A 10,203-nucleotide genomic window follows, 5' to 3' on the forward strand; every position below is an offset into this window, starting at 1 on the left:
GCTCTTGAGCTCGGGATGCGCCTGGGTGGCCACGAAGAACGGGTGCACGTCGGCGGGGTACTCGACGAACTCGACGAGATGCCCGTCCGGGGAGGTGCCCGAGAACCTCAGGCCCGACTCGGCGATCCGGTCGCGGTAGGCGTTGTTGACCTCGTAGCGGTGACGGTGCCGCTCGGAGACCTCCTCGCTGCCGTAGGCGCGGGCGACGACCGAGCCCTTGGCGAGCACGGCCGGGTAGGCGCCGAGCCGCATCGTGCCGCCCAGATCGGCCTCGCCGGCGACGGCCTGCTCCTGATCGGCCATCGTGGAGATCACCGGATGGGTGGTGTCGGGATCGAACTCGGCGGAGTTCGCGTCGGTGATGCCCACCGAGCGGGCCGCCTCGATGACCACGCACTGCAGGCCCAGGCACAGGCCGAGCAGCGGGATCTTGCGGGTGCGGGCGTGGCGGATCGCGCCGAGTTTGCCCTCGATGCCGCGGATGCCGAAGCCTCCGGGGATCAGGACCGCGTCCACGTCGCCGAGCGCGGCCTGGGCGCCGGCCTCGGTCTCGCAGTCGTCGGAGGGCACCCAGCGGATGTCGACCTTGGCGCGGTGCGCGAAACCACCGGCGCGCAACGCCTCGGTGACCGACAGGTAGGCGTCGGGCAGGTCGACGTACTTGCCGACCAGCGCGACCCGCACGGTCTCACGCGGCTGGTGCACCCGGTCGAGCAGGTCGCCCCACACGGTCCAGTCCACGTCGCGGAACGGCAGGCCGAGCTGGCGGACGACGTAGGCGTCCAGGCCTTCGCGGTGCAGGACCTTGGGGATGTCGTAGATCGACGGGGCGTCGGGGCAGGAGATGCAGCCGTCGACGTCCACGTCGCACATCAGCGCGATCTTCGCCTTCAGGGCGGCGGGGACCTCCCGATCGCAGCGCAGCACCAGCGCGTCGGGCTGGATGCCGATGTTGCGCAGCGCCGCCACCGAATGCTGGGTGGGCTTGGTCTTCAGCTCACCCGACGGGGCCAGGTAGGGCACGAGGGAGACGTGCAGGAAGAAGACGTTGCCGCGGCCGACGTCGTGACGGACCTGGCGGGCCGCCTCGAGGAACGGCTGGGACTCGATGTCGCCGACGGTGCCCCCGATCTCGGTGATGATCACGTCGGGAACGTTGCCGTCCTTGTCGGGGCCGGCCATCGCCATGATCCGGTTCTTGATCTCGTCGGTGATGTGCGGGATGACCTGGACGGTGTCGCCGAGGTACTCGCCGCGCCGCTCCTTGGCGATGACCGTGGAGTAGATCTGGCCGGTGGTGACGTTGGCGGCGGCGTTGAGATCGCGGTCGAGGAAGCGTTCGTAGTGGCCCACGTCCAGGTCGGTCTCGGCGCCGTCCTCGGTGACGAAGACCTCGCCGTGCTGGAAGGGGTTCATGGTACCGGGGTCGACGTTCAGGTACGGGTCGAGCTTCTGCATGGTCACGCGCATGCCGCGCGCGGTGAGAAGAGCGCCCAGGCTCGATGCCGTCAGCCCCTTGCCCAGTGAGGAGGCGACGCCCCCGCTGACGAAGATGTGCTTGGTGGCGGTACGCGAGTGGCGTGACTGTGGCAAAGAAGCTCCCGTGACGTCTGGTGCAGGACTTCGGACTGATGACGGAACTGCTGGGGCCTGCACGACCCACGGAACTTCACGGTAACACCTGTCGCGGGTCCCGCGTGCACGACTCGCCCGGATCGGACGGGGATCACACCGTCCGCCGCGGCGCGCCCCGTCAGCGGGCGGCGGTTCCGACGGTGACGGCGCCGGCGTTGGGGCCGGTTCCGTACCGGCCCGACACCCCGGCGAGCTGTTCCTGCAGCGCCAGCACCGTGGTGATGCGGCCGGATTCGCGGTCGACGGTGTCGACGGTGGACAGACCGGCCGACAGCGCCGCGTCGGCCCGCACCACCGCGACGGCCCCGTTGCCGACGGCGGCGCCGGGCCGCCCGGCCAGGACCGTGCCGGCACCGCGGGAGTCGAACGCGGCGGCGAAGCGGGCCAGCAGCGCACCGCGGTTGCCGCCGCCCTCGGCGCCGGCTCCCCCGTCGCCGGTGACGACGATCGCGGTCTGGGCGGGTTCGACGGTTCCGTCGTCGTACGCGACGAAGCCGCCGCCCCGCAGCGTGGAGAGCGCGAGGTCACGCTCCTGAAGGGTGCTGCGCGGCTGCCCGCTCGCCGGATCGACGAGCAGCACGGCTCCGAGCAGATCTCCGGCCAGGCTGCCCTGATCCACGGCGCCGGTCTGCAACTGCACCCCGGCGGGGACGACGTTGGTGACGGTGGTGCGCAGCTGGTCGGCGCCGGCGGCGTCGACGAAGGACTCGGTCAGTGAGATCCGGCCGGTCACGGCGGCGTCCGCGGCCTCGACCGTGCGGATCACCGCGTCCAGGTCCGCCGGGTCGGTGTCGGGGGTGGCGATCATGAGTACCGTGCGGCCGGCGAGGGCGTCGCGCACGACGCGCCCGGACACGGCGGCGTCGAAACCGTCGGCCGCGTTGAGCTGCTCGGTGAGCGCGTTGGTGCGGTCCTCGGCGTCCTGCAGCCGGCGCTGCAGCTCGGACCGGTCGTCGCGCAGCCCGGCGACGACGCTGTCCGACAGCAGCCCGGAGCCGAGGACGATGCCCACGGCGAGGGCGAGGAAAACCGCTGCGATCGAGATTGCGTGGTGACGCAACGAGATCACGCGGTCAGCCCCTGCACCCACACCACGAGGCTGTCCCAGCTCTGCACGGCCCAGTCCACGACGTCGCCGCCGAGGTTGGACACGATCAACGCGACGATCACGGCGATCAGCGCGGCGAACACCAGCAGGGCGATCACCCCGCCGGAGACGCGGCTGCGGTAGAGGGTGGCGACGGCCTTGGCGTCGACCAGCTTCGGCCCCACCTTCAGCCGGGTCATGAACGCCGACGGGTTGCTGTCACGGCGGCCCTGGTCGAAGAACTCGTCGAGCGAGACGGTGCTGCCGACGGTGACGATGAGGGCGGCGCCGTGATGGTCGGCCAGCAGCAGCGCCAGGTCGGCGGGGGCGCCGGTGGCGGGGAACGTCATCGCGCCGATGCCCAGGTCCTGGATGCGTTCGAGGCCGGGGGCGTGGCCGTCGTGATCGGCGGGCAGCACCACCTCGGCGCCGGACTTGAGGGTCTCGGTGCCGATCTCGTCCGGGTCGCCGACGATCAGGTCCGGCCGGTACCCGGCCCGGACGAGCGTGTCGGCGCCGGTGCCGACACCCACGAGGATCGGCGAGTATTCCTTGATGAACGGCTTGAGGTTCTTCAGGTCCTGCTCGTGGTCCGGTCCGTCCGCGACCACCACCACGTGCCGGTCGCGCAGGTCCACGTCGACGTCGGGCACTCCGACCCCGTCGATGAGCAGCGGGCTCTCCGAGCGGATGAACTCGATGGTGTTGCCCGAGAACGCCTCGAGGTGGTCGACCAGACCGGTCTTCGCCTCGATCATGCGGTCGGAGATCTCGGTCTCGGTCTGCTCCTCGCCCTGGATCAGCAACCGTTCCCCGGCATAGACACCGCCCTCGTGCAGGCGGACCTTGGCGCCGTCCTTGACCTTCTTGAACACCTCGGGACCGGTGCTGTCGATCAGGGCGATGCCGTTGGCGACGAGCACCTCGGGGCCGAGGTTCGGGTAGCGGCCGGTGATCGACGCCGAGGCGTTGACCACGGCGGTGACCCCGGCCTCGACGAGTGCGTCGGCGGTGACGCGGTCCATGTCGACGGCGTCGAGGACGACGATGTCGCCGGGACCGACCCGGCGCAGGAGCTTGGCCTGGTTCTTGTCGACCCGGGCAATGCCGCTCACTCCGGGCAACGTTTCGTTACTGCGTGACAGCAGCGCCGGCATCTTCATGGCATCGATGATGAACCCGGGCCGGGGCCGGGCAACGGAGGCGCGCCGGGCGGGATCAGCCTCGTCGTTCGGCGTGCGCGGTGGCGAGCAGTTCCTCGGCGTGGGCCCGGCCCGTCTCGGTGTCGCCGAGGCCGGCGAGCATGCGGGCGAGCTCCGCGACACGCTCGGTGTCGGTGAGGGCGCGCACCCCGCTGCTGACGCCGCCGCCGGCGTCGTCGACCTTGTCGACGACGAGGTGGGTGTCGGCGAACGCGGCGACCTGCGGCAGGTGGGTGACCACGATGACCTGATGGGTGCGCGACAGGCGGGCCAGGCGCCGGCCGATCTCGACCGCAGCGCGGCCGCCCACCCCCGCGTCGACCTCGTCGAACACCATCGTGGCGCCGCGCTCGGACCCGGCCAGCACCACCTCGAGCGCGAGCATGACGCGGGAGAGCTCACCGCCGGAGGCGCTGCGCGCGAGCGGCAGGGGGCGGGCCCCGCCGTGCGCGGCGAGCCGGAACTCGACGTCGTCGACGCCCGAGGTGCCGGCGTGCAGCATCCGCCCGCCGACCTTCAGCGGTGCGGTGTCCTGCGGCCCCGCCTCCCGGTCCCGCACCTGCACGTCCAGACTCGCCCGGCCCATCGCCAGGCCGGACAGCTCTTTGCTGACCGCCTTCGCGAGTTTGTCGGCGACCTTCCTGCGGGCGGCGGAGAGGGCGGTCGCGGCCTCGGCGGTGGCGGCCGCCTCGCGATCGGCGCGCGCGGCGAGTTCGGCGACCGCGTCGGCGGACACGTCGATCCTCGACAGCCGGTCGCGGGCGTCGCGAGCCCACTCGAGCACGCCGTCGATGTCCGCGGCGTACTTGCGGGTGAGCGACTTCAGCTCCGCCTGGCGGTTCAGCAGCGTGTCGAGGGCCCCCGGGTCCGACGGCAGCTCCGACAGGTACCCGGACAGTTCGCCGGCGACGTCGGTGACCACCGCGATGGCCTCGTCGAGCCGGGGACCGAGCTCGCGCAGGGCCGGGTCCTCGGCCGCCTCGAGCCGCGCCCGGGACTCCCCCAGCAGATCCAGCGCCGCCGCAGCCACGTCGTCGCCGTCCCCGCCGGCGAGCGCGGCCTGTGCGCCCTGCGCGGAGTCCCGCAACGAATCGAGGTCGCCGAGCCGGCGCACGTCGGCCACGATCCGGGTGTCCTCCCCCGGCTGGGGGTCGACGGCGGCGATCTCGTCGAGCGCGAACCGCAGGCGGTCCGCCTCCTGCGCGAGCTCCCGGGACCGCTCGGTGCGTTCGATCAGCTCGGTCCGTGCGGTCAGCCACCGCTGGCGGTGCTCCTGGTACGCCGCCAGCAGCGGCGCGATCGTCTTGCCGGCGAACCGGTCGAGGGCGGCGCGCTGCTGGTCGGGCCGCAGCAGCCGCAACTGGTCGTTCTGGCCGTGCACGGTCAGCAGCGGATCGGTGAACTCCGACAGCACCCCCACCGGGACGCTGCGCCCGCCGAGGTGGGCGCGGGAGCGGCCGTCGCTGCCGACGGTGCGGACCGCGATGATGCTGCCGTCCTCGTCGCGCTGGGCACCGGTCGTCTCGAGCAGGCGTGCCACTTCCTGCTCGACGTGGCTGGGCACCCCGCCCGCCGCGCTCGACCCGCCGTCGGCATCGATGCAGAAGCGGCCCTCCACGACGGCGCGGGAGGCGCCGACACGGACACGGGTGGGGTCGGCGCGCACCCCCGACAGCAGGTGCAGGCTGGTCACGACCATGGTCTTGCCGGCTCCGGTTTCGCCGGTCAGGACGGTCAGCCCGCCGTGGAACTGGGCGCCGGCCTCGGAGATGACCCCCAGATTGTCGATCCGGATCTCGGCAAGCACCTCACAGTCTCCTTCCCCGCCAGCCCTTCACCGGAAGATCGAACTTGCGCACCATGCGGTCGGCGAACGGCGCCGAGTCCAGCCGCACCCACCGCACCGGATGCTTGCCGCGCACCACCTCGAGTCGGCCTCCGGCGGGCAGGTCCAGGGTGCGACGGCCGTCGCAGAACACCAGCCCGTCGTGGCTGCCGGCGAGGGTCTCCACGGCGATCAACGACTCCGGGCTGGTCACCATGGGCCGGGCGAACAGGGCGTGCGCGTTGCTGGGGATCACCAGCAACGCCTCGAGTTCCGGCCACACGATCGGGCCGCCGGCGGAGAACGCGTATGCGGTCGATCCCGTCGGGGTGGCGATCAGCACGCCGTCGCACCCGAACGCCGACACCGGCCGGCCGTCGACCTCGAGCACCACCTCGAGCACGCCCAGGCGGGACTTGTTCTCGAGGCTGGCTTCGTTCAGCGCCCACCCCCGGTCGACGATCACGTCGTCGACCCGGATCGCGACGTCCAGCGTCATCCGCTCCTCGACCCGGTACTCGCGGCGCACCACCTGCGCCAGCGCCTCCTCGAGATGTTCGGCCTCGGCCTCGGCGAGGAAACCGATGCGGCCCAGGTTGATTCCGAGCACGGGCACCGCCGCGCACTGGGCCAGTTCGGCGGCGCGCAGGAAGCTGCCGTCGCCGCCGAGCACGATCACCATCTCGCAGCCCCGGGCGGCGTCCGGTCCGGGTTCGACGATGCGGACCCGCCCGTCCGGTCCGGCGAGCGGACCCAGACCGGTGCTGGCGACCTCGTCGTCGAGCACCCGCAGCCCGATGCCGGCCTCGCCGAAGATCTTCGCCATGCGCTGCGCCGTCGCGGCGATCTCGACCCGCCCCGAGTGGGACACGAGCAGGACCTCGCGCGACGCCCGCTCCGGGCCGGTCGCTGCACTATCTGCGGTCACTGGGGTCCTTCCTGCACGGCTCGTTCGACGAGTTCGACCACGTCCGCCCCCAGTTCGACCGGGCCGGGTTCCCCGGCGCGCAGCCACAGGAAGTACTCGACGTTGCCGGACGGGCCGGGCAGCGGACTGGCCACCGCCCCGAGCGTACGCAGCCCCAGAGCCTGGGCCTCCCGGGCGACACCGAGGACCGCCTCGGTGCGCAGAGCCGCATCCCGGACGACGCCGCCACTGCCGACCCGCTCCTTCCCGACCTCGAACTGCGGTTTGACCATGGGCAGCAGATCCGCGCCCGGAGTCACGCACCGCACGAACGCCGGGAGTACCAGCTTCAGCGAGATGAACGACAGATCCGCCACCACCAACTCGACCGGCCCTCCGATCGCGTCCGCATCGATGTTACGCACGTTTGTTCGATCGATCACGTGGACGCGCTCGTCGGACTGCAGCCGCCACACCAGCTGGCCGTAACCCACGTCGACGGCGACGACCTCGCGGGCGCCCTCGTGCAACAGGACGTCCGTGAAGCCGCCGGTGGAAGCCCCGGCGTCGAGGCACCGCCGCCCGGTGACCCGCAATCCCTGTGGGGTGAACGTCTCGAGGGCGCCGAGCAGCTTGTGGGCCCCTCGCGAGGCCCACGCCACCTCCTCGGCGTCCTCCGTGACCAGCAGGGGCGCCCCCGGATCGACCTGGGTCGCGGGTTTCGTCGCGACGGTGCCGTTGACGAGGACCCGCCCCGCCGCGATCAGTTCGCCGGCGTGCTCGCGGGACCGGGCAAGGCCCCGGCGCACCAGCTCCGCATCGACTCGCGCTCGCCGGGCCACGTCAGATCTTGTCCACGGTCGCGAGGGCCTGGACGAGCAGGTCGTGCGCCTGTTCGAGCAGCTGCGCCTGCCGCGGGATGATCTCGGACGGATCGGGCTCACGGTCGGCGGTGACGTCGCGGGCGCGCGTGAGCAGACCCTCGACCTCGATCTGGATCGACGCGGGATCCACGCCCGGATGGGGACGTGGAAGGTGTTCGCCTGGGCGTGGAATCGACGTGCTCATCGTCGACCACGCTAGTGCATGCCGGTGACGAACCGGCACACCACGCAAACCCGGCTCAGCGGGATATTCCCCACCGCGCCAGCAGTTCGTCCGTCGCCACGACCCGACCGAAACCGGGGTTGGCCCAGGCGACGTCCAGTACGGCCCGCAGCGCGGCCATCGGGTCCGCCGCGAACTCCGGGGCCAGGTGCACATCCTGTCCGTCGAACGACACCGCTCCCGGCTCGCGCGTTCCCACCCGCAGCGTGGCCGCCTCGGCGTCGAGACCCGCGAGCGAGTCGGCGACATAGGTGGGACGCTGCTCCGCCGGCGCCCGGAGCAGATCCGCGACCGTGCTGACGCCGGTCAGCACCAGCAACGAATCGGCGCCGACAGCGTTCGCGCCGGCGATGTCGGTGTCGAGCCGGTCGCCGACCACGAGCGGACGCGAGGCGCCGCTGCGCACGACGGCGTCCTCGAGCAGCGGCGCGGCCGGTTTACCCGCCACCAGGGGCTCGCAGCCCGTCGCCGACCTCAGGGCCGCGACCATGGAACCGTTCCCGAGCACCAGGCCCCGCTCGGTGGGCAACGTCGAATCGATGTTCGTCGCCACCCACAGGGCGCCGGATCGCAGTGCGAGCGTCGCCTCGGCGAGAATCGCCCACCCGGTCTCCGGAGAATGTCCCTGCACGACCGCCACGGGCTCGGCGTCCGCGGAACGGACCGGAGTCAGACCGACCCCGGCGACCTCGTCGACGAGGGCGCCGGTGCCCACCACCAGCACCGGGGCGCCGGCCGGGACCCGCTCGGCCAACAGCCGGGCCGCGGACTGCGAACTGGTGACCACGTTCGACTCGTCGGCCGCGAAACCGAGTTCGCGCAGATGTTTGGCGACCTCCCCCGGGCGACGGCTCGCGTTGTTGGTGACATAGAACAGCCGCTCGGCACCGTCCGACAATGCCTCGCGGGCCCCGGGAACCGCCTCGGCGCCGCGGTAGACGGTGCCGTCCAGATCGAGCAGGAGAACGTCGTAGAGCGCCCGCAACGACGCACCGCCGGGAGTACCGGTCATTGATCCTCTCCGGTGAGCTCGGCGACGCGTTCCTCGGCGTCGGTGTCCCCCTCCAGATCCGCCGCCGCGGCGTTGAGGAACCACTTCAACCCGTCCTCGGTGCGTCCCGCAGCCACGAGTGCATCCGCGTACGCATAGAACAGGCGCGCGGCGGACGGGCCGGTGCGCGAGGCGTCCAGGTCCGGGGTCTGCAGGGTGACGACCGCCTGGTCGAACTGCCCCAGATCCATCCGGGCGCCCGCCACGACGATGCGCAGCTCGGTGGCCTCGTCGCCGGTCAGTGCCCGAGCCTCGTCGCTGCGACCCAGCTCGATCGCGCGCTCCGGCCGGCCGAGACCGCGCTCGCAGTCCGCCATGACCGCCAGCAATCCCGGTCCCCCGGCCATTCGTCGGGCGGCCCGCAACTCGGACAGCGCCTCCGCCCACTCGCCGGCGTGGTAGGCGGTGATGCCCGCTGCCTCGCGGACCACGGCGATACGGCCGGCGCGCTGTCGCGCAGCACGAGCATGCGCCAGCGCCAGACGGGGATCGTCGTCGATCAGGCGGCCGGCCATGACCAGGTGCCGGGCAACGGCGTTGGCGTTCGACTTGTCGAGACTCAGCAGGTCCCGGCGGATGGTCGGATCGAGGTCCGACGCCTCGACGTCCTCGGGCAGGTCCGGTTCGTCCGGCCGGGCTTCGCGACGCGGAGCCGGAGCACCCTCGCGACCACGGCTCGGGCCGAATCCGCCCTCGCCGCCTCGGCGACGCGGAGCGCCCCCGTCCCGCCGTTCGGGTCCGTGACCGGCACGGGACGTGCCCGTGCGCCGATCGTCACGGCTCCGATCGTCACGCCGGTCACCGGTGCGCCGATCGTCCCGGCGGTCGTCGTTTGTGCCTCGATGCGGGCGCTCGCCGCGGGAACGGTCGTCGTGGGAACGGTCGTCGCGGCGCTCACCGTAGGGCCGGTCTCGCCGGTCCCCCGACGGGCGGTCGCTGCGGGGTCGCTCCGACCGGGTGCTGCCCCGGGAGTCGTCCCCGATGCCCTTGGGTGCCTCGCTTCGACGTTCCCCGCGGAACGTGCGGTCCTCGCCGCGACGATCCGGTCGGCCGGCGAATCCTTGCCGACGGTCCTCGCTGCGGGCCTGGCCCCGATCACCGCCTTGGCGACGTTCGCCGCTGTCTCCGCGTCCCGACCTGGGAGTGGACCCTCCACTCCGGAAGGATCGACGCTCACCATCGTTGTCGGACACAGAAAAATCCTTTCATGAAAAGCCAGAAAAACCACGAGAGGGGACCCAACTGGTGGGTCCCCTCTCGTAAACGGGTGTTCGGCGGTGTCCTACTCTCCCACACCCTGTCGGGTGCAGTACCATCGGCGCTGGAGGGCTTAGCTTCCGGGTTCGGAATGGGACCGGGCGTTTCCCCTCCGCTATGGCCGCCGTAACT

General features: G+C 72.0%; 9 protein-coding genes and 1 rRNA gene. All 10 read right to left on the minus strand.

Annotated features, from left to right (window positions below):
* Nucleotides 1–1,593, minus strand: a 1,593-nt coding sequence (locus G6038_RS28930; RefSeq protein WP_165042141.1) for a CTP synthase, incomplete at its 3' end; no start/stop codon positions are given.
* Between the two features lie 160 nt (nucleotides 1,594–1,753).
* Nucleotides 1,754–2,704 carry a copper transporter gene (locus G6038_RS28935; protein WP_165042154.1) on the minus strand — a complete coding sequence of 317 codons (951 nt, stop codon included), beginning with the start codon at nucleotides 2,702–2,704 and terminating at the stop codon, nucleotides 1,754–1,756.
* Entirely contained in the window at nucleotides 2,701–3,885 is a 1,185-nt protein-coding gene (gene steA, locus G6038_RS28940; RefSeq protein WP_165042143.1) for a putative cytokinetic ring protein SteA, read from the minus strand. The genes G6038_RS28935 and steA overlap by 4 nt, the downstream gene beginning before the upstream one ends.
* A 55-nt stretch (nucleotides 3,886–3,940) precedes the next feature.
* A complete protein-coding gene (gene recN / locus G6038_RS28945; RefSeq protein ID WP_165042144.1) occupies nucleotides 3,941–5,731 on the minus strand; it encodes a DNA repair protein RecN in 1,791 nt (596 codons plus the stop codon).
* 1 nt (nucleotide 5,732) lies between these two features.
* Nucleotides 5,733–6,677 carry an NAD kinase gene (locus G6038_RS28950; protein ID WP_165042146.1) on the minus strand — a complete coding sequence of 315 codons (945 nt, stop codon included), beginning with the start codon at nucleotides 6,675–6,677 and terminating at the stop codon, nucleotides 5,733–5,735.
* Complete coding sequence (locus tag G6038_RS28955; protein ID WP_165042148.1) at nucleotides 6,674–7,498, minus strand: TlyA family RNA methyltransferase; 825 nt, start codon at nucleotides 7,496–7,498, stop codon at nucleotides 6,674–6,676. Before G6038_RS28955 ends, G6038_RS28950 begins: the two co-directional genes overlap by 4 nt.
* 1 nt (nucleotide 7,499) lies before the next feature.
* Nucleotides 7,500–7,724: a hypothetical protein gene (locus G6038_RS28960; protein WP_165042139.1), complete on the minus strand. Its 225-nt coding sequence runs from the start codon at nucleotides 7,722–7,724 to the stop codon at nucleotides 7,500–7,502.
* A 55-nt stretch (nucleotides 7,725–7,779) separates the two neighbouring features.
* The gene (locus G6038_RS28965; RefSeq protein ID WP_165042150.1) at nucleotides 7,780–8,775 is read right to left on the minus strand and encodes an HAD-IIA family hydrolase; all 996 of its coding nucleotides are present in this window, start codon (nucleotides 8,773–8,775) and stop codon (nucleotides 7,780–7,782) included.
* On the minus strand, nucleotides 8,772–10,007 hold the full coding sequence (locus G6038_RS32240) for a hypothetical protein (protein ID WP_165042152.1): 1,236 nt from the start codon (nucleotides 10,005–10,007) through the stop codon (nucleotides 8,772–8,774). Before G6038_RS32240 ends, G6038_RS28965 begins: the two co-directional genes overlap by 4 nt.
* Nucleotides 10,008–10,083: 76 nt before the next feature.
* Nucleotides 10,084–10,200: ribosomal RNA gene (gene rrf / locus G6038_RS28975) — 5S ribosomal RNA — on the minus strand.
* Nucleotides 10,201–10,203: the final 3 nt, after the last annotated feature.

Source organism: Rhodococcus sp. 14C212 (assembly GCF_011058195.1).
In the GTDB taxonomy this organism is placed as follows: Bacteria; Actinomycetota; Actinomycetes; order Mycobacteriales; family Mycobacteriaceae; genus Rhodococcus; species Rhodococcus aetherivorans.